Below are 20,315 nucleotides of genomic sequence, written 5' to 3'. Positions count from 1 at the left end.
AACCTGGACCTCATGATCGTCGACGCCCGGCCGAGGACGCCGTCGAGCCTGGCTTCAGGAGGGTTCTCGAGGGTGTACCTCATGGGGTGACTCTTCGAGCTTCGGAGGATCCGAGGCAAGGAGGGTCGCGATCAGCGGGAGTACCAACACTGTAATCGCGCCTGCAGCAACGAGTATCGAGGCACTGGCCGTGGACATCTCCCCCGCGTCGACAGCTACACCGGTGACCGCGACGATGAGTGGCAGGCCGGTCGTCGCGTAGAGCGCAACGCGGAACTGCTCACGGGTGGTGAAATTCTCCTGTCGATCCAACCTGGTTGCGATGAAAACCGGAACACCCCGAATCAGGACGAGAAGAGCCAGAAACGCAAGGAGAATGCCAGGTTCCGCGATCACCGCACCAATGTCGATCGACATTCCTGAGGTCACGAAAAAGACCGGGATCAGGAACCCGAATGCCAAGCCCTCGAGTTTGGTTTCGAGCTGCTCGTCGCCGCTCGGTACGACCCGGCGCAGAATGAACCCGGCGGCGAATGCACCGAGGATGATGTCGAGCCCGAAGATCGTCGCGATGGCGGTCAACGTGATGAGCAGCAGCATCGTAAGGCGGACCGTCGTCTGTGCGGTGGTGCCGGCGCCTCGACGAATCACCGCCAGTAGATCGGAACCTTCACGGAGCAATCGCGCAGGAATGAAGCCGACAGCAACGGCCGCAGCGACGAACAGCGCGAGAATCAGGATCGACTTCAGGTCACCGCGTGAACCGAGCAGAACGGCCATCGCGATCACCGGACCGAGCTCGCCGATCGCTCCGTGATTGATCACGGTGCGTCCAAGCGGTGTGTTCTGTAGACCACCGTCCTTGAGGATCGGCAGTAATGTCCCGAGAGCCGTCGATGTCAAGGCGATGGCCACCGCTATTTCCGCGGTGGCCATACCCGTTTGTCCAAGCAGAAATACCGCCCCGAAAGCTGCGGCGAGGCTCACCAGCCACGTAGTCAGCGCCCGACGGCCCCCTCGCCCGGTAATTTCCGAGACATCTATCTCGAAACCTGCGAGAAGAAACAACATGCCGAGGCCGAGCTCGCGAAGCAAGTCCACTTCGGCGCCATCGACGGCGAGGCCGAGAACGTTCGGACCCACCAGCATTCCGAACACCAACAGAAGAACGACTTCCGGCAGTAATCGCCGCGGCACGAACCCTGCGGCGAGCGGCGCGAGCACCGCAATCAGTGAGATCCAGAAGAGCGATGCACCCGCCGACGGCATGGGCCGACTCTAACTCAGCTGCAGGCTTGAAGTACCAGTTCCTTCACCCGAGCCGCATCGGCCTGGCCCCGAGTCGCTTTCATGACAGCGCCCACAATCGCACCCGCAGCCTGCACCTTGCCGCTGCGAATTTTCTCCGCGACACCGGGATTCGCTGCCAAAGCTTCGTCCACCGCTGCCTGAAGCTTCCCCTCGTCCTTCTCCATGACGAGGCCGCGGGCAGCCATGACTGCCGCAGGCTCACCTTCACCGGCCAGAACACCGTCGACGATCTGACGAGCACCGTTGTTGTTGACCTTGCCGTCTTCGACCAGCGCGGCAACCTCGGCGACCTGAACGGGTGTGATCGCGAGTGCGCCCAATTCGATGCCAGCGATGTTGGCCTGCTGACTCAGGTAAGAGACCCACCACGAACGCGCGGCCTGCGGCGGTGCACCGGCGTCGACGGTCGCAGCCACGAGTTCGAGTGCGTCGGAATTGACGAGGTCCCGCATCTCTTCGTCGGAGACACCCCAGTCGGCCTGGATCCTCGCACGGCGCAACCACGGCAACTCCGGAAGCGTGCCGCGCAGTTCCTCGACCCACGCAGCGTCCGGCGCGACGGGCGCCAAGTCCGGCTCGGGGAAGTACCGGTAGTCCTCGGCGGTCTCCTTCTTGCGCCCCTTGGTCGTTGTTCCGTCCACTTCCTGGAAGTGGCGTGTTTCCTGGGTGATCTCGCCACCAGCTACCAGCACGGCGGCCTGACGACGCATCTCGTAGCGGACGGCGACCTCGACGCTCTTGAGGGAGTTGACGTTCTTGGTCTCGGTGCGGGTGCCGAACTCGGTTGCCGTCTTCTCCATGAGCGATACGTTTGCGTCGCACCGGAGCGAGCCCTGATCCATCCGGACGTCGGACACCTCGAGCGACTTCAGCAGATCGCGCAGCGCGGTCACGTACGCGCGAGCGACCTCTGGTGCACGGGCGCCGGTGCCGGTGATGGTCTTGGTGACGATTTCGACCAGCGGAACTCCGGCGCGGTTGTAGTCGAGCAGCGAGTGACTCGCCCCTTCGATCCGGCCGGTGGCGCCGCCGACGTGAGTGGACTTTCCGGTGTCCTCTTCCATATGGGCACGCTCGATCTCGACGCGGAAGGTACTGCCGTCGTCGAGCAACACGTCGAGATAGCCCTCGGTCGCGATCGGCTCGTCGTACTGGGAGATCTGGTAGTTCTTGGGCTGATCCGGGTAGAAGTAGTTCTTACGCGCGAATCTTCCCCACGGCGTGATCGAGCAGTTCAGGGCCAGGCCGATACGGATTGCTGATTCCACGGCCGCCTCGTTCACGACGGGCAACGCCCCCGGAAGACTCAGGCACACAGGGCACACCTGAGTGTTCGGCTCGGCGCCGAACGCCGTCGGGCATCCGCAGAACATCTTGGTGGCTGTGCCCAACTCGACGTGGACCTCCATACCCAGTACGGGGTCGAAACGGGTCAGCACGTCGTCGTAATCGATCAGATCGACCATGGCAGCAGTCATGGACAGGAGTTTATGCGCTCGGAACATCGCGCGAGCAACCACGGGTGCCCGTCGCGCTTGGAAGGTGCGGTATGAACACGAACAGACGGTGCTCTATCCGAAGAACGCCGCTGCATCGAGGTACCGACTCTCGGGCACTCGTTTGAGTTGCTTGACCGCCTCGGCAAGCGATACGAGACCGATTTCGGTGCCGCGCGCCGACACCATCTGGCCGAAATCGCCAGCATGAGCAGCATCGACTGCATTGACTCCGAACCTTGTCGCCAGCACCCGGTCGTACGGAGTGGGTGTGCCACCGCGCTGCACGTGACCCAGGACCGTGGTGCGCACTTCCTTGTTGATCCGGCGCTCGATCTCCTGGCCCAGTTGGTGGGCAACTCCGGTGAACTTGACATGTCCGAACTCGTCGATGCCGCCGTCGAGCAACGACATCGATCCTTCCTTCGGCTTGGCACCCTCGGCGACGACGCAGATGAAATGCGAATCGCCGCGCTGAAAGCGCTTCCGAACCAAATCGCAGACCTCATCGACATCGAAAGGATGCTCCGGGATCAGCGTCATGTGCGATCCCGACGCGAGACCTGCATGCAGCGCGATCCAGCCGGCGTGACGGCCCATTACTTCCACGAGCATGACCCGCTGATGCGACTCCGCGGTGCTGTGCAAACGGTCGATGGCGTCGGTGGCGATCGTCAGAGCAGTGTCGAACCCGAATGTGACATCTGTGCAGTCGATGTCGTTGTCGATGGTCTTCGGCACCCCGACGACGGGTACGCCTTCCTCCGACAACCAGTGCGCGGCGGTCAAAGTGCCCTCCCCGCCGATCGGGATGAGGACATCGATTCCGTTGTCCTCGAGCGTTTCCTTGATTCTGTCGAGCCCGGCCCGAAGCACGTCGGGATTGGTTCGCGCCGTTCCGAGCATCGTGCCGCCCTTGGTCAGCAGCCGATCGTTTCGGTCGTCGTTGCGGAGTTGGACGCGCCGATTCTCGAGCAGGCCACGCCATCCGTCCTGGAATCCCACGACGGTCGACCCGTATCGCGCATCTGCAGTGCGCACCACTGCTCTGATCACCGCATTGAGACCTGGGCAATCACCACCCCCGGTCAGTACTCCGATGCGCATAGCATTCTCGCCTCTCCTCGAATCCATACTGTCCACCGTAATCTTGCCGGTTCGTCTCCGCTTCGGCAGCACGATGGGCAACATCAGCCGGGTGTGACGACTCCAGTTTCGTAGGCGAGCACGACTGCTTGGGCTCGATCGCGCAAGTGAAGTTTGCCGAGAACTTTGCCGACGTGCGTCTTGACTGTCTGTTCCGCAACGAAGAGGGCTTCGGCGATTTCGACGTTCGACAGGCCCTGTGCAATCAGTTCGAGGACCTCGCGTTCGCGGGGTGTGAGGACGGCCAACTTCGCCGGCTCCGACCGCAGCGAACCACGTCTCTTGGTCACGTCTGCGATGAGCCGCCTCGTCACCGACGGCGCCAACAGAGCCTGACCGGCCGCGACGACGCGAACGCCGCGAATCAATTCCTCGGCAGGCGCATCCTTGAGCATGAATCCGCTCGCACCGATAGCCAGTGCCTCGTACACGTAATCGTCGATATCGAACGTCGTCAACATCAGGACACGCACCGGTGGGTCGTGCGAGCCGCGCAGGATCGCCCGGGCGGCCTCCAGTCCGTTCATCTGCGGCATCCGCACATCCATCAATACGACGTCGGGTCTCAGACGTTCGACTTCGGTCACCGCGGTAGCGCCGTTGTCTGCGTCGCCAACGACGCTGATGTCGGACTGCGCGGCTAGAAGTGCGCCGAATCCTTGCCTAACCATGGTCTGATCGTCGGCGATGAAAACGGTGATGACCACAGGCGACACCCTATGCCGACCTGTCTGACGCTGGGGCGGTGACGCGTGGCGGCAACCGCGCGACTACCTCGAATCCGCCGTCGGGGAGAATCCTTGCATCCAACCACCCCGATGCGGCCATCGCGCGATCGCGCATACCGCGCACACCATGTCCGCCGGTGCCCGATTCGATCACCGCAGGTCTTATGCCAGGTGCAGGTCCGTTGACGACCTCCATCGATACCAGGTCCTGGTCGTAGGCAAGCCGCACTCGAACTTCCGCCCCAGGGGCATGCCTGGCCACATTGGCCAGCGATTCCTGCACGATGCGGTACAGCGCAAGACCTGCTGCATCCGACATGACCGCCGGGTCTCCGGTCGATGTCCAGCTCAATCGGACCCCTGCGCGGAGGCTGCCTTCCAGCAGTGATTCGACGTCGGCTGCCCCGGGTTGCGGCGCATCCGCCGCTTGTTCTCCATCGCTTCGAAGTACCCCGAGCATTCCGCGTATTTCGTTGAGCGCCTCGCGTGCGGTGGCGCCGATCGCATCGAATTCCGCTGCGGCCGAGGGTGATACATCGTCGAGACGAAAGGGTGCGGTCTGGGCTTGAACAACGACCAGTGACATGTGGTGGGCAACCACGTCGTGTAGGTCGCGTGCAATCTTGGCTTTCTCTTCCAGCACTGTCCGCCGCGTCCGCTCGAGATCATTTACTTCCTCTTGCTTCGCCAGTTGTCGACGCGAGAGGATCAGCCAGCGGATCAGCAGGCCGAAGATGGTGATCGCCGTCAGGCCCACCGCCCAGCCGATCCCGTCGGATCCGGGCATGTCGGCAACGAACAGCAATACGGTCGACACCCAGGCGACCGCCACGATCGGCACTGCACATCGCAAGCTCACCGCGAACAGAAGAGTCAGCAAAACGATGATGTGCACGACCTGCCAGGGATAGTCCCATCCTGGCTGCAGCGAAAACGCAACCGGGATGATCAATCCGGAGCCTGCCGAAACAGCCCATCCCAGTGCTGGATTCGTGCGGACCGCGACAAACGGAAACGCAGCGAGCGCCGCGACAATCGGCATGATCGGGGCCGGAACCAGATGGGTGAGAGCGAGCGTCGGCCACGCCACCGCATAGAGAACGACAGTGATCACCACGATCGCGATGTCCACCAGCCGAATCGGACCGACATAGGAAACGACGCGCGCAACGGCGCCCGTCCGTGCGCCGTTCGTCCGGCGCGTTCTGGAGAGTATTTTTCTGCCCACAGGTGTGAACACTAGGAACCCTGACCCGAAAAGTCATCGTACTGAGGAGTGAGAAAGCACCAACCCCTAGGTATCAGCGCAACGTCGACGTTCAGGTGTCGGTATCGGGCAGAACCAGCACCGGAGGGCGACGACGCCTGGCACGACCCGTTCATAGCGTCCTCACCATGAAGCAGACGGCCGAGACGCCCAGCGAAACAAGAAGAGCGAACCACCTGGTGACGGTGGCGGCGGTGTGCGCAGCACTGGCTGCGAGTGTGGCGTTCTCGGTCCCGACGGCGAGTGCCGACGCTCCATCCGGATCGACGATTGGCACCGAAACCACGATTGCCATCGAGGCACTGACCATGCACGACGCAGCCGACGCGGCATCGAAAGTGCCGCCCGACTTCGGTTACTCCCCGACCATCGAACATGACTTGCTGGTGAATCCCGCGGGTAGTTGCTCGTCGCCGGTACCGCTGCCCGATGAGTTCGAATCTGCCTGTGCAGCGCATGATCTCGGATACGATCTGCTACGCCACGGCGCGATTCACGGTAACAAACTTCCCGCCTCTGCCCGACGAAGCCTCGATTCGATGCTCGCAGCAGATATGCACGCCGCGTGTGCGCAGCGGACCGAAGTTCTTTCTCGTGCAGTGTGCGACGGCATGGCCGAGGTTGCCGCATCCTCGGTTCGTTTGAACTCATGGCGTCAGCACGACGGGACACCCATTCCGGAACCTGCACTACCGTTCCTGCTTGCCGGCGCTGTCGGTACCTCACTGTCGGCCGCAGCGCTGGGTGCCTTGTCGCTCTATTCTTCTCGTCGCGCCCGCCAGGCAGTGTCATCATGACCACGTCCGTCCGCCTGCGCCCCACTGCTGCACTTCGGACTGCTCCCGAGCCCCGACTCGCTGTTCCTCGCGTCGCGACGTCGCTGATCGTCGGAGTCATGGTTACTGCATCGCTTGCCCCGGGACTTCTGCCCAGGTCATCGCTGACACAAGCACTGGTCACTGGAGTCCTGGCGGCCCTCGGCCTCGGACTGTCGGCTGGACTCCACCGATTTCTCCGCCGACTCGTGCCGATCGCCCCGCAGCGCGGAGCCCGACGTGTGTCGGCTGCGGCAAGTGTTGTCTCGGTAGCTGTCGCAGGAGCTGCCGACGCGAGGTGGCAGAGCTCGCTGCGCTCGTCCATGGGCATGCCTGCAGCAAGCCGGTTGCATTGGATCGAAGTACTGTGCGGTTCGGTCTCCGTCTCGGCGATTCTGATCGTGCTCTTTCTCGCGACCACTCGCGGATACCTACGCCTGGGAAGAGTGAAAGCGATTGTGGTGCTGACAGTCCTCCTGCTCTGCTCCTACTTCATCACGGTACCGATGGCCTTCTCCAGCCTTGCCGAACGGTCCGCTGTAGCGAATTCGCTCGTCGACCCTTCCCTGCCGATTCCGCAGTCGCCTACTCGGTCCGGCAGTGCCGCATCGCTGATCACCTGGAACGATCTAGGCCGTGAAGGCCGCATTTTCGCCGCGGGCGGTACCGATCTTTCGACCGTACGCGCCTACATCGGAGTCCAAGCGTCGACCGACGTCGAAGCACGCGCCGAGTTGGCAGTACGCGAACTCGACCGCGCAGGTGGATTCGACCGCTCGCACATCGTCGTCGCTGTACCGACCGGTTCCGGGTGGATCGACGAGAATGCCGTCACCGGACTAGAAACACGGTTCGACGGTGATGTCGCCACAGTCGTGGCTCAGTATTCACATGAACCCAGTTGGGCCACTTTCCTTTTCGCACAACCTCTGGCCAAGGAGTCAGCGACGGCATTGCTCGAGGCGATATCGCGCCGCGTAAGCGAGGTACCGCTCGAGTCGCGGCCGAAACTCTATCTCTACGGCCAAAGCCTCGGGGCCATCGGAGGCAGTTCGGCCGCAGCCGTACTCCGGGAAACTACTGTGCCGACGAGACTGTGTGGAGCGCTCTGGGCGGGCCCACCTGCGCACGAGGTTGCCCCCGGAAACGCGGTGATGATGGCGAACGCATCGGACCCGGTCGTCTGGTGGTCCACCGAACTCGTCGGATCGAAACCAGATCTGAGCTTCGCCCGTCGCGACGCACCGATACCGCAATGGATACCGGGCGTCAGCTTCGTCCAGACGACAGTGGACCTGTTCTCCGCACTCGGCTTCCCTGCTGGACACGGCCACCGATACGGTACCGACCAAGGAACCTCGATGCCCGCATGCTGACCGATCGGTCTCGACTGATCAGGAAGCGAACCGCGACACCGAGGATCCCCGTGCGCTACTTCAGCGGGCCGCGAGCAACCTCGTATGCCGCACCGATCCGGTAGAGGCGATCGTCGGCGAACGCCGGTGCCATGATCTGCAAGCCGACAGGCAGCCCGTCCTCGGCCGCCAAACCCGAAGGCACGGACATTGCACAGTGGCCGGCAAGGTTGGTCGGCAACGTGCACAGGTCGTTGAGGTACATCGCGATCGGATCGTTCACCTTGTCCCCCAACGGGAACGCTGTCGTCGGCGTCGTCGGCGACAGCAGGACGTCCACCTTCTCGTAGGCGGCGTCGAAGTCGCGGGCAATGAGCGTGCGGACCTTGAGTGCCTGACCGTAGTACTCGTCGTAGTAGCCGGCGGACAACGCGTAGGTACCGATCATGATGCGGCGCTTGACTTCTGCGCCGAATCCTTCGGCGCGCGTGATGGCCATGACCTGATCGGCACTGTTACTTCCGTCGTCACCGGCGCGGGCGCCGTAACGCATACCGTCGAAACGGGCAAGGTTCGAGGACACCTCGGAAGGCAGAATCAGGTAGTACGCGGCGAGGGCATGCACGAAATTGGGGCACGACACCTCGACCACCTCGGCACCGAGACCGGTCAACGTCGCCACGGCGGCATCGAACGAGGAGATGACACCGGATTGATAACTGTCGGAGTGCAATTCCTTCACGACGCCGACGCGAACACCGGAAAGATCCCCTCGGGCACCTTCGCGTGCTGCCGCTACGACCGAAGGCACAACGGTGTCGACCGAGGTGGAATCGCGTGGATCGTGCCCGGCGATGACCTCGTGCAGCAATGCGGTGTCCAGAACTGTGCGCCCGCAGGGGCCGCCCTGATCGAGCGAGGACGCGCAGGCGATGAGCCCGTAGCGAGACACCGTGCCGTACGTCGGCTTGGTGCCGACGGTGCCGGTGAGCGCAGCGGGCTGACGAATCGAACCGCCGGTGTCCGTGCCGATGGCGAGCGGGGCTTGGTACGAGGCCAGGGCCGCCGCACTTCCGCCTCCGGAGCCACCTGGGATGCGTGTTGTGTCCCACGGGTTCTTGGTGGGTCCGTAGGCCGAGTTCTCAGTGGACGAGCCCATCGCGAATTCGTCCATGTTGGTCTTGCCCAACAATGGAATACCCGCGGCCCGAAGCTTGGAGGTGACCGTCGAATCGTAGGGAGAGATCCATCCCTCGAGGATTTTCGACGCAGCCGTCGTCGGCATGTCCGTCGTGGTGAATACGTCCTTGAGTGCAAGAGGCACCCCGGCGAGCGCGGATGCGGGTGCATCCCCGGCCGCGAGCGAGGCATCGACCTCTTTGGCGGACACCAAGGCACCGGCTCCGGCGACATGGAGGAATGCGTGGAACTCACCGTCGACCTTGTCGATGCGGTCCAGGTGAGCTTGTGTCACCTCCACTGCCGAGACGTCACGGGAGTGAATACGCGACGCCAGTTCGGAGGCGTCGAGAGCCGTCAGATCGGTCATTCGTTCTCTCCCAGAATCTGCGGGACGGCGAACCGATTCCCCTCTGCGTTGGGCGCACTCGACAAGGCTTGCTCGGGGGTAAGGCCCGGCACGATCACGTCCGGTCGCTTCACGTTGGTGATAGCACTGGGATTGGCCGTCGGTGGGACGTCGTCCGCTGCAACCTCCGCGACCGTCTTCACGTAGTGAAGAATCGAATCCAGCTGGCCGGCGAACTCGTCCAGTTCGGCTTCGCTGAGAGCCAGCCGGGACAGCCGGGCGAGGTGAGCCACCTCGTCGCGGGAGATATCAGGCACCGCGTAGACCCCTTTCACACATGTCGAGAGCAAGCCGCACAGGTACGCGACCGTGTGCAAGCGTAGTAGCTGACCATCCAGTCGCCGCATCCAGCGTTCACTCTCCCCGGTCGACACCGCGGTATATGTCGCTCCGGTTACGCGCGGGGCTGCAGTTCGACCTCATATCCGCGACAATGCAAGGATTGCGCGGCGCTGTGCAGATGCGGCGCATCGGGATCATGAGGGCTCCGAACTCTTCCCGCCACACGCCACCGAAAGGCTGCGACATGTCATACCTGCTCCGAGTTCAACTGCCCGATCGACCAGGCAGTCTCGGTGCACTCGCAGTCGCGTTGGGTTCCGTGGGCGCGGACATCCTCTCCCTCGACGTGATCGAACGGGGGGAAGGCTACGCGGTGGACGATCTCGTAGTGGACGTCGCGCCCGGTTCCCTGCCGGACACGTTGATCACTGCCTCGGAGAATGTGACCGATGTCCGAGTCGACTCCATCAGGCCGTACACCGGAGTGCTGGACACCCACCGCGAATTGGAACTCATCGACCGCGTCGCAGCAGCGTCCGACGATCGACTTCAGGTACTGGTCGACGGCGCACCACGGGTACTACGCGTCGGGTGGAGCGTCGTGGTAGCCACGAACAAGCACGGATCGTTTCGAGTCGTCGGCAGTTCGGGCGCACCCGAAACCCACGCCACCGAGATGCCCTGGATGCCGCTCACGCGTCCGGCAAGCCTCGACGGCGATGCCGATTGGGTCCCGAAGGTATGGCGAGATATGGACACGACACTTGCTGCTGCGCCGCTGGGCACGACCGGAACAGTATTGATGCTGGGACGCCCCGGCGGACCCGAGTTCAGGCCGTCGGAAGTAGCCCGCCTCGGATACCTGGCCGGAATCGTCGCCACGGTTCTGAACTAGATCGGTCCGTCTTACTCCGGTTCGGCCGGCCGGACAGCGCCGGGCCCCTCGGTGAGCAGCGTCGTGAACCCCGCTTCGTCCAACACAGGCACTCCCAATTCGACTGCTTTGTCGTGCTTGGTTCCCGGCGACTCTCCGACGACGACGAATGCCGTCTTCTTCGACACCGAGCCGGCTGCCTTGCCACCGCGAACGAGGATCGCTTCCTTTGCCTCGTCGCGCGAGTACTTCTCGAGCGATCCGGTCACGACGATCGAGAGTCCCTCGAGGTTGCGCACTATCGAGGAATCTCGTTCGTCTTCCATCCGCACACCTGCCGCACGCCATTTGTCGACGATCTCGCGATGCCAGGGCACCGAGAACCACTCCGACACCGCCGTGGCGATCGTGTTGCCGACGCCGTCGACAGCGGCCAATTCTTCTTGGGAGGCGGCCTCGATTCGGTCGAGGCTGCCGAACTCACCTGCGAGCGCTCGAGCGGCCGACGGGCCTACGTGTCGGATCGACAGGCTGACCAGTACCCGCCACAGCGGACGATCCTTCGCGGAGTCGAGATTGTCCAACAGCCTGCGCCCGTTGGCGGACAACAGGCCCGCCTTGGTTCGGAAGATCGAGGTCTTCAGCAGGTCCTCTTCCGTCAACGAGAAGATGTCTCCCTCGTCGAGAACCACCTCCGCCGCGAGCAAATCTGTCGCGGCCTCGTATCCCAGACCTTCGATGTCGAAACGGCCACGCTCGGCGACGAAAAACAACCGTTCGCGTCGTTGGCCGGGGCAGAACTGCGAGTTGGGACACCGAAGATCGGCATCACCCTCCTTGGCGGGTGCCAGAAGCGTGCCGCACTCGGGGCAGTGCGTCGGCATGACGAACTCGGTTTCGTCACCGGTGCGGGCATCCACCACAGGGCCGAGAACCTCGGGAATGACCTCGCCCGCCTTACGGATCACGACGGTATCCCCGATCAGAATGCCTTTGCGCTTGACCTCGGAACCGTTGTGCAAGGTCGCCAACGACACGGTCGATCCGGCGACCAGCACCGGTTTCATGTAGGCGAACGGAGTGACCCGGCCGGTTCGACCGACGCTCACCCTGATGTCGAGGAGCGTCGTGGTGACCTCCTCGGGCGGATACTTGAACGCAATCGCCCACCTCGGCGCACGTGACGTAGTACCGAGTCGGCGGTGCAGACCCATATCGTCGATCTTGACGACGAGCCCGTCGACCTCATGTTCGACGTCGTGCCGGTGCTCGTCCCAGTAGGCCACTCTCTCCACGACAGCTTCGATTCCCTGAACGCGTGTCGTATGAACGGAGACGGGCAAACCCCAGGCTTTCAAAGCCTCGTACGCGTGCAATTGCGAATCGGGTGAGAAGCCCTCCATTCGTCCGAGGCCGTGGCAGATCATCCCCAGCCGACGTTTGGAAGTGATAGCCGGATTCTTCTGCCGCAATGAGCCGGCAGCGGAATTCCGAGGATTGGCGAAGGGCGGCTTACCTTCTTCGACCAGTGATGCGTTGAGCGCCCGGAAATCCTCGAGACGAAAAAAGACTTCGCCACGGACCTCGAGGAACGTCGGGACCGGGTGGTCCGCACTTGCCGTGAGGGTCTCGGGTATGTCCTCGATCGTTCGAGCATTGAGGGTGACGTCCTCACCGGTACGACCATCACCTCGAGTAGCGCCGCGAACCAATTTTCCGTTTTCGTAGACCAGATCGAGTGCAACACCGTCGATCTTCACCTCGGTCAGGTAGTGCAGATCGACGCCGGCCTCGGCCTCGACTCGTTTTGCCCAGGTACGAAGCTCGTCGTAATCGAATACGTTGTCCAGACTCAACATTCGCTCGGGATGATCGACTGCCGTGAAGTCGGTGGCGAATCCTCCGCCGACCAGTTGCGTCGGCGAATCGGGGGTCCGAAGATCTGGATGCGCTTGTTCGAGTTCGGTCAGTTCTCGCAGCAGAACATCGAACTCACCGTCGGAGATGATCGGTGAATCGCGGACGTAGTACCGAAACTGGTGGCCGCGAACTTCCTCGGCCAGGCTCTGCCACCGTTCACGATCGGCGCCCGAGGCAGGCGTACCCGCCGACTCCCCTGATGGATTGTCGATCGAACGCTCGGCAGCAGAACGCGGTACAGCAGTCGTTTCGTCCACCCTGGAAGATTAACGGAACCAACCGACACCGTTGACGAGGTTGGCGCACCGAAAGCGCTACAGGGAGTCGGGCGCATCCTGAAAGGCGTCTGCGACGTCCTTCGCCAGAGCCAGTGCCGTGCGAGCCCAGTCGGGCGTCGCCTCCGCCAGACCGCACGCAGGCACCACGGACACCTGCGTCGCGAGCACGGACCGCGGAAAACCGAGCCGGTCGACGAGCGTCACCGCAGGTGTCGCCACCTCACGCCACTTCGGTGTCCGATCCGGGGCGATACTGGGTACCAATCCCAGCATCAGCGTCTTGCCCGCCTGCAAAAACTCACCCACAGAATCGAGATCACGTGATCGCAGCATGGAGACGTCGATTGCCGCAGCCTGCGCAGCACTGCGACGAATCAACTCGAGCGGAACGGCAGGGGCGCAACAGTGGACGGCAACCGGGAGGCCGATACCCGCGATGACGGTGTCGAGCAGATCCAGCGCGTCGGGCTCCGGCATGGCGCGCACAGAATCCAGCATCGTCACCCCGCTCAGTGAACCTTCCAGCACCGCAGGCAGACTCGGTTCATCGAGCTGGACGACTACCTCGACGCCGAGGCGCGAGGATATCTCCGCACAGTGTTGCCGGACGCCCTCCGCCAGCGATCCGGCGAAGTCGCGCACCGCGCCACGGTCGGTCAGCACGCGGTGGGCCGACCGAAGCTCTACCTGCGCTGCCATGGTGAACGGTCCGGCGACCTGAATTTTCAACCGGCGGCCCGAGGATGCGAACCCACCCGTCTCCCACAGCTCTTCGAGAACATCGAGATCCTCGCGGAGTAGATCCGCAGCACGCCGTCCGGTGAGCGACTTACGCTGAGCCACACGATAACCCGAAGTTCGAACATCTAATTCGACATCCGCCATGATGGCACCCGTACGACCGATCATGTCGGCCCCGATACCGCGGGCGGGAAGTTCTACGAGATGAGGCAGAACCGGCAGCTCCCCGAGGACGATGGCGCAGGCCTCACGAACGTCGACGCCCGGCCACGATCCGATACCGGTCGAGAGGGAGCTGAAAACGCCCGCGGTCACACGTTCTCGGAACGAGTACCGGAGATCGTGGAGCTCCCGATCACGATGTCTCCCTCCACATCCCGGCGATATAGAACGGCAGCCTGTCCCCGGGCAACACCAGTGAGCGGTGCGCGAAGTGTGATGTCCATGCCTCCGTCGGCGTTGGCCTCGGCTACGGCGTCGGTCAGCCCGCCGTGCGCACGAACCTGCACGACGCACTCGATCGGCCCGATCGGCGCGGTCCCCTGCGTCCACACTGCGCGCTCACCGGTAATAGCCCACACATCCAGACGCGTTGCCGAGCCTACGATCACGTTGCCACTCTCGGCTTCGATCGCCGTCACGTAGCGCGGCTTCCCGTCCGCTGCAGGCCCCTCGACACCCAGGCCTTTGCGCTGCCCGATGGTGAATCCATGTATGCCGTCGTGGTCGGCCAGCTCGGCGCCGGTGTCGGCGTCGACGACCTTGCCCGGCCGGATTCCGATCGTGGCACCGAGGAATGCTCGTGTGTCACCCGACGGAATGAAGCAGATGTCGTGGCTGTCCGGCTTGTCGGCGACAGCGAGTCCCCGCTCGGATGCCTCGGCGCGGATCTCCGATTTCGGTGTGTCGCCGATCGGGAACATCGCGCGAGATAGCTGGCTCTCGGTGAGAACGGCAAGTACGTACGACTGATCCTTGTCGGCATCGACCGCTCGACGCAGGACACCATCGTGCAATTGCGCATAGTGACCCGTTGCGACGGCGTCGAAGCCGAGTGCCAGTGCACGGTCGGCCAGCGCGGAGAACTTGATCTTCTCGTTGCAGCGCAAGCAAGGATTGGGAGTCTCGCCTGCAGCATAGGATTCGATGAAATCGTCGATGACGTCTTCTTTGAATCGGTCGGCGAAGTCCCAGACGTAGAACGGAATACCGAGGACGTCTGCAGCGCGGCGTGCGTCACCGGCGTCCTCCTTCGAGCAGCACCCACGTGAGCCGGTGCGAAGCGTCCCGGGCTCGCTGGACAACGCCAGATGTACACCGACGACATCGTGTCCGTCGTCGACGGCCCGTGCCGCCGCCACCGCCGAGTCGACTCCGCCACTCATTGCTGCCAAAACACGCATCAGCGATGTCCTCCCCGAGCTCCTACGCTCGCAAGTCCCGCAGCGCGGGCACGTTCGATTACTTGAGGCAGCGCCGCCAGGAGGGCGTCGATGTCACTGTCGGAAGAACCGGCTCCCAACGAGAACCGCAACGACCCCCGCGCAGTCGACGGGTCCGCTCCCATCGCTGTCAACACATGACTGGCGCTTGCAACGCCTGCCGTGCACGCAGATCCCGTCGAGCATTCGATCCCGGCGGCATCGAGCAACATCAACAGCGAATCGCCCTCGCAACCGGGGAAAGTGAAATGTGCAATGCCTGCCAGGCCACCTTCGCCTGCGGCGCCGTTGACGATCACATCGGGATCGATCGCACGGACCCCGGCGATCATGCGATCGCGCAGCCGGGACAGTTCCCCGTGCCGCTGCTCACGATTGTCGACGGCATCCCTCAGCGCTGCAGCCATGGCAACGATAGAGGCTGTGTCGTGGGTGCCCGATCGAACGTCACGTTCGTGGCCGCCACCGTGCAGCAGCGGAACGCAAGGAACGGTCCGGCCTAGAAGCAAAGCTCCGGCGCCCTGCGGGCCACCGAATTTGTGAGCCGCGATACTCAGCGCGGCCAGCCCGCTGGCAGCGAAATCGACCTGCAGATGTGGAACTGCCTGAATGGCGTCACTGTGCATCGGCACATCGAATTCGCGAGCAATACTCGCAAGAGCTCGGATCGGCATGATGGTGCCGACTTCGTTGTTCGCCCACATGACGGTTACCAGCGCAGTCTCGCTCGCGGTTACGTCGAGTTCGGCGCGTAATACGTCGGGATGCACGCATCCGGACGCGTCGACCGGCAGCCACGTAACCTGGGCACCCTCGTGCGCGACGAGCCATTCCACCGCATCGAGCACGGCGTGGTGCTCCACGGATGCGGCAATGATCCTGGTCCGACGGGAGTCTTCGTCACGTCGGGCGGTGAAGATTCCCTTCACCGCGAGGTTGTCACTTTCGGTGCCACCTGAGGTGAAGATCACTTCCGAAGGCCGCGCACCGAGGTCTACCGCGATCGATTCGCGTGACTCTTCGACACGGCGTCTGGCCGCACGGCCCGAACCGTGCAAGGACGACGCGTTGCCGACGGTCGAGAACGCAGCAGTCATCGCCTCGATCGCGGCGGCGGACATCGGTGTCGTCGCTGCGTGATCGAGGTAGACGGGGGAACTCGTCGAGTTGATAGCAGCCGAACTGCGGGCAGATGGCATAACGATTACCAGGATAGCGGGTCGTCGCGGTTGCCCTTCGCACGCGATACCGGGAGCGGAGTGCATCAACTGTGCACGGGCGTGGCCTTCGGATCGATGCCCGCGCGCTCGATTATCGGATGCAAATGCCGGTCGTGCACGTCATCGGCCCTGACCGAGACCTCACATCGACGCGCGAGATCGCGTCGATCGTGTCCTGGGGCTTGTGGGGCTACCAATGCGACCTCCGCAACTATGCCCTTCAACCGAAAAATACGCCCGATCGATTTACCGATGGTCTCGTCCCCGACGAAGCACGTCGATGTCGTCGTCCGGTCACTAGTCGTCGTCCGGTCACCAACAGTGTCGACATATCGCAGACGAACTGGCTGCACCCAGGTCTCGGTATCGATCGCGGCCTGGAACATGGCGGGTCGGAACGATCCGTAGGCAAGTCCACACCAGGTAGTTCCCTCGGGAAACACGATGACCGTGCCACCTTCGCGCAGTGTGGCCGATACCTGATCGACCGTCCCGGGAAGTGCGCGAAGTTTGCCTCGATCAATGGGAATCACCTTCATCGACCGCGCTAGGAGTCCGAGGACGGGCCAGTCGACCAGATCTGCCCGAGCGACGAATCTGGCGGGGCGAATCGGGGTCAACACCAAAATGTCGGTCCAGGAGATGTGGCCGGCGACCACCAGCGAACCGTTCCGAGTGCGCGAGACTTCACGGTCGGATCGAAGATCTTCCACCCGGAGACCGATGCCGACCGCCGCCAACAACAACCTGGCGCCGATTGTCGCCGCGCCTCTTCGGACACGCGGCCAGAACAATCCGATCAGGATCAGCAGCGGCAGCAGTCCGATAGCGAACAACGCCGATGCGGCGCGCACCACCACTACGAACCGCCGGATGGACTCCGGGCTGCGCGGAATGCATCGGCCTCCGCACGGACTCGACGGCATCCAAGAGTGATCGCTCACGCGCTCGACTTCCTCTCGAACGTTTCCGCAGCGCTACGAAGCCGGTCGAGGTAGCGCGTATTCGCCTGCTGCAGACCGAGGAGCGCAACGAAATCGGCAACTGCGAACGCCGGATCATGAGCAGGTTCCCCGCATACCGTGGCACCGAGCCTCAGGTAGCCCTTCAGCAGCGGCGGAATCGCGATCCGGGCAGGGCTGGCTATGTCGTCGAGCGATCTTCCGTCGACGACCACGGGGTTGTATGGCACAGCCCGCTGATCGAGGGGGGATCCATGCCGATCGAGGAGGACATCACGCACCCCCCGAACGTTGGCACCGGGCAGTTCCGCAGGCCCGCACTGCATGGGTACCGACACACAACCCATCACCGACGCCAGCCCGGTGACCTCGAGATAGTGCAAAATTCCGGCCCACATCAAACCCAGAACGGAACCCGATCGGTGACCGGGATGGACGACGGCCCTGCCCATTTCGACGACCCTGGCGCCGATCGGATCGAGCGCGGTGATGTCGAACTCGGTCTCGGTGTAGTAGCCACCGGCCCGGATTGCGGCGTCGGGAGGGAGCATTCGGTAACACCCGACGAAGGAGTCGCTCAGATTGTCGCGAACAAGTAGGTGGTCGCAGTATTCATCGAATCGATCGACATCGCGTCCATCGGAATCACTCGGCATTCGAAAGCCCGGTTCGGCCGCGAACACGTCATAGCGAAGGCGCTGTGCGGCTTCGCGGTGGTCTTTGTCGGTTTCCATCACCACCGTGTATCGGTCGGTGACGGGAGCGGTCGAGATGTGCGAAGTCATGACTGAGGTGGCCATGATGCTGTGTCTAACGACTCGGTGCGGCGTCAGCGCATCCAGCGGGTAACGCGTCCGAAGCCGTCGTGTGAACTGCTTCCGCTGTGAACTGGTGGTCACAGAAGAATGTCCCCGCTGTCGCAAGGACGGCGGGGACATTCTTCGATGGTTACAGAGCCTGTCAGCCCTTGTGCTTCTTCACTGCATCCTTGAGCTGCGGTGCAACGTTGAAGAGGTCGCCCACGATGCCGTAGTCGGCAATCTCGAAGATCGGTGCCTCTTCGTCCTTGTTGATCGCGACGATCGTCTTCGAAGTCTGCATGCCCGCGCGGTGCTGGATGGCACCGGAAATTCCGAGAGCGATGTAGAGCTGCGGTGAGACGGTCTTACCCGTCTGGCCGACCTGAAACTGGCCCGGGTAGTAGCCGGAGTCGACCGCTGCGCGCGATGCGCCTACGGCCGCACCGAGCGAATCGGCCAACTCTTCGATGACGCTGAACTTGTCTGCGCTACCGACGCCACGACCACCGGAGACGACAACCTTCGCCTCGGTCAGTTCCGGACGGTCGCCGCCGACGATCGGGTCACGCGAGGTGACCTTGGTCACGCCCTCTTCCTGAGCTGGTACCTCGACGGCCTCGCGGGTGCCGGCGCCGGCCTTCGGCTCGGCTTCGATTGCACCCGGGCGAACCGAGATGACGGGAACGTCGCCGTTGGCCTTGGCCTCGACGGTGAACGCGCCACCGAAGATGGAGTACACGGCGCTACCGTCACCGTTCACGGCGACGACGTCGGAATGCAGCCCGGATCCGAGACGCGCAGCCAGACGGCCGGCAACCTCTTTGCCCTCGGCGCTTGCCGCGGTGATGATCGCTGCCGGGCTCACGGACTCCGCAAGGCTCGACAGGACATCGATCTTCGGGGTGAGAAGGAAGCCGTCGATGTCATCGGACTCGGCCGCGTAGATCTTCTCGGCACCGGCCTCTGCCAACGCGTCGGCCAGCTTGTCGGTAGTGCCGGCCGGACCGGTCACGACTGCCGACGGCTCACCCAGTGCGCGTGCCGCGGTGATGAGCTCGAGACTGACCTTCTTGAGCGTTCCCTCTGCGTGCTCGACGAGCACAAGTACTTCTGCCATTTCTTGCTCTCCTCTTGTGGTCTGCGTTGCTTCGGGTGTGTGCTCAGATAATTTTCTGGCCCACGAGGTACGCCGCGATCTTGTCGCCACCGTCGCCCTCGTCGGTGACCCGCTCGCCCGCAGTCTTGGGAGGCTTCGGAGTGGACGAAGTCACAGTAGTACCAGCGTTCTCGACGCCGACAGTCTCGGGATCGACACCGATCTCGGCCAGCGTGAGCGTCTGCACAGTCTTCTTCTTCGCTGCCATGATTCCCTTGAAGGACGGGAATCGCGGCTCGTTGATCTTCTCGGTGACGCTGACGATCGCAGGCAAGGTGGCTTCGAGGCCGAAGATGCCCTCGTCGGTCTCGCGCTCACCGGAGACGGTGTCACCGTCGATCGTCAACTTGCGGAGCTGAGTCAGCTGGGGAATACCGAGGTATTCGGCGATGATCGCCGGTACTGCACCGGTACGACCATCGGTGGCCTCGTTGCCCGCGATGATGAGCTCTGTCGGCTCGCCGTTTTCGAACTCGATCTGACCGAGCGCAGCCGCGAGGGCCCAGCCCGTCTGGATCGCGTCCGAGCCGTGAAGGGCCGGGTCGTTGAGGTGGACAGCGCTATCGACACCCATGGAGAGTGCTTTGCGAATTGCGTCGGTCGCGCGGTCGGGGCCTGCGGACAGGACCTTCACCTCGCCACCCTTGGACTCCTTGATGAGCAAAGCTTCCTCGACTGCGCGCTCGTTGATCTCGTCGAGCACTGCGTCGGCTGCTTCACGATCCAGAGTGAAGTCGCCGTCCGTCAGCTTGCGCTCGGACCACGTGTCGGGAACCTGCTTGATCAAAACAACGATGTTCGTCATGGCTCTGCGTCGACCTCCTGGTCATGTTCCGCTGTATCGAATGTTCGTTCGGTGTTAATGCAATGCCGCTTCGGTGCAGCACCGCAGTGCAGTTCTTACGACTCTGCCGAAGATTACCCCATACAAAGT

18 protein-coding genes are annotated in these 20,315 nt (G+C 63.0%); 3 read left to right on the top strand and 15 right to left on the bottom strand.

The features are described from left to right. Positions 1 to 54: 54 nt before the first annotated feature. The 5 genes from O1W68_RS10750 to O1W68_RS10730 form a co-directional block, all read right to left on the bottom strand. Complete coding sequence (locus O1W68_RS10750) at positions 55 to 1,269, bottom strand: cation:proton antiporter (protein WP_269303415.1); 1,215 nt, start codon at positions 1,267 to 1,269, stop codon at positions 55 to 57. 14 nt (positions 1,270 to 1,283) lie between these two features. Continuing rightward, positions 1,284 to 2,789 (bottom strand): Asp-tRNA(Asn)/Glu-tRNA(Gln) amidotransferase subunit GatB, encoded by a 1,506-nt coding sequence (gene gatB / locus O1W68_RS10745; protein WP_269303414.1) that lies wholly within the window; start codon positions 2,787 to 2,789, stop codon positions 1,284 to 1,286. 93 nt (positions 2,790 to 2,882) lie between these two features. Then, the gene (locus O1W68_RS10740; RefSeq protein ID WP_269303743.1) at positions 2,883 to 3,914 is read right to left on the bottom strand and encodes an ATP-dependent 6-phosphofructokinase; all 1,032 of its coding nucleotides are present in this window, start codon (positions 3,912 to 3,914) and stop codon (positions 2,883 to 2,885) included. A gap of 83 nt (positions 3,915 to 3,997) precedes the next feature. Next, positions 3,998 to 4,660: a response regulator gene (locus tag O1W68_RS10735; protein ID WP_269303412.1), complete on the bottom strand. Its 663-nt coding sequence runs from the start codon at positions 4,658 to 4,660 to the stop codon at positions 3,998 to 4,000. A gap of 10 nt (positions 4,661 to 4,670) precedes the next feature. Continuing rightward, entirely contained in the window at positions 4,671 to 5,822 is a 1,152-nt protein-coding gene (locus tag O1W68_RS10730) for a sensor histidine kinase (RefSeq protein ID WP_269303741.1), read from the bottom strand. A gap of 254 nt (positions 5,823 to 6,076) precedes the next feature. Here O1W68_RS10730 and O1W68_RS10725 point away from each other — a divergent pair, with 254 nt between their 5' ends. Beyond that, the gene (locus O1W68_RS10725) at positions 6,077 to 6,745 is read left to right on the top strand and encodes a phospholipase A2 (protein ID WP_269303410.1); all 669 of its coding nucleotides are present in this window, start codon (positions 6,077 to 6,079) and stop codon (positions 6,743 to 6,745) included. Then, a complete protein-coding gene (locus O1W68_RS10720; RefSeq protein ID WP_269303408.1) occupies positions 6,742 to 8,139 on the top strand; it encodes an alpha/beta-hydrolase family protein in 1,398 nt (465 codons plus the stop codon). The genes O1W68_RS10725 and O1W68_RS10720 overlap by 4 nt, the downstream gene beginning before the upstream one ends. 55 nt (positions 8,140 to 8,194) lie before the next feature. Here O1W68_RS10720 and gatA read toward each other — a convergent pair whose 3' ends face one another. Then, positions 8,195 to 9,667 carry an Asp-tRNA(Asn)/Glu-tRNA(Gln) amidotransferase subunit GatA gene (gene gatA / locus O1W68_RS10715; RefSeq protein ID WP_269303406.1) on the bottom strand — a complete coding sequence of 491 codons (1,473 nt, stop codon included), beginning with the start codon at positions 9,665 to 9,667 and terminating at the stop codon, positions 8,195 to 8,197. Further along, the gene (gatC, locus tag O1W68_RS10710; protein ID WP_269303404.1) at positions 9,664 to 9,963 is read right to left on the bottom strand and encodes an Asp-tRNA(Asn)/Glu-tRNA(Gln) amidotransferase subunit GatC; all 300 of its coding nucleotides are present in this window, start codon (positions 9,961 to 9,963) and stop codon (positions 9,664 to 9,666) included. The genes gatA and gatC overlap by 4 nt, the downstream gene beginning before the upstream one ends. A 269-nt stretch (positions 9,964 to 10,232) precedes the next feature. On the opposite strand from gatC, the gene O1W68_RS10705 reads away from it, so the two are divergent. Next, positions 10,233 to 10,883, top strand: coding sequence for an amino acid-binding protein (locus O1W68_RS10705; protein ID WP_269303402.1), 651 nt, complete (start codon positions 10,233 to 10,235; stop codon positions 10,881 to 10,883). 11 nt (positions 10,884 to 10,894) lie between these two features. Here O1W68_RS10705 and ligA read toward each other — a convergent pair whose 3' ends face one another. From ligA to O1W68_RS10665, 8 genes are all read right to left on the bottom strand, one after another. Continuing rightward, positions 10,895 to 12,994, bottom strand: a complete 2,100-nt coding sequence (gene ligA, locus O1W68_RS10700) for an NAD-dependent DNA ligase LigA (RefSeq protein ID WP_269303740.1) — start codon at positions 12,992 to 12,994, stop codon at positions 10,895 to 10,897. 102 nt (positions 12,995 to 13,096) lie between these two features. After that, complete coding sequence (locus tag O1W68_RS10695) at positions 13,097 to 14,116, bottom strand: methionine synthase (protein WP_269303400.1); 1,020 nt, start codon at positions 14,114 to 14,116, stop codon at positions 13,097 to 13,099. Beyond that, on the bottom strand, positions 14,113 to 15,204 hold the full coding sequence (gene mnmA, locus O1W68_RS10690; RefSeq protein WP_269303398.1) for a tRNA 2-thiouridine(34) synthase MnmA: 1,092 nt from the start codon (positions 15,202 to 15,204) through the stop codon (positions 14,113 to 14,115). Before mnmA ends, O1W68_RS10695 begins: the two co-directional genes overlap by 4 nt. After that, on the bottom strand, positions 15,204 to 16,442 hold the full coding sequence (locus O1W68_RS10685; RefSeq protein WP_269303396.1) for a cysteine desulfurase family protein: 1,239 nt from the start codon (positions 16,440 to 16,442) through the stop codon (positions 15,204 to 15,206). The genes mnmA and O1W68_RS10685 overlap by 1 nt, the downstream gene beginning before the upstream one ends. Positions 16,443 to 16,507: 65 nt before the next feature. Next, positions 16,508 to 17,407 (bottom strand): lysophospholipid acyltransferase family protein, encoded by a 900-nt coding sequence (locus O1W68_RS10680; RefSeq protein ID WP_269303394.1) that lies wholly within the window; start codon positions 17,405 to 17,407, stop codon positions 16,508 to 16,510. Next, positions 17,404 to 18,225 (bottom strand): GNAT family N-acetyltransferase, encoded by an 822-nt coding sequence (locus tag O1W68_RS10675; RefSeq protein ID WP_269303392.1) that lies wholly within the window; start codon positions 18,223 to 18,225, stop codon positions 17,404 to 17,406. Before O1W68_RS10675 ends, O1W68_RS10680 begins: the two co-directional genes overlap by 4 nt. Positions 18,226 to 18,385: 160 nt before the next feature. Continuing rightward, the gene (locus O1W68_RS10670; RefSeq protein ID WP_269303390.1) at positions 18,386 to 19,342 is read right to left on the bottom strand and encodes an electron transfer flavoprotein subunit alpha/FixB family protein; all 957 of its coding nucleotides are present in this window, start codon (positions 19,340 to 19,342) and stop codon (positions 18,386 to 18,388) included. A 43-nt stretch (positions 19,343 to 19,385) separates the two neighbouring features. Continuing rightward, a complete protein-coding gene (locus O1W68_RS10665) occupies positions 19,386 to 20,186 on the bottom strand; it encodes an electron transfer flavoprotein subunit beta/FixA family protein (protein WP_084348522.1) in 801 nt (266 codons plus the stop codon). Positions 20,187 to 20,315: the final 129 nt, after the last annotated feature.

It is taken from the genome of Rhodococcus sp. H36-A4, assembly GCF_027158005.1.
Classification (GTDB): Bacteria; Actinomycetota; Actinomycetes; order Mycobacteriales; family Mycobacteriaceae; genus Rhodococcoides.
The sequence above is the reverse complement of the archived record's forward strand: the minus strand, read 5'-3'. Positions and strand labels throughout refer to the sequence as shown.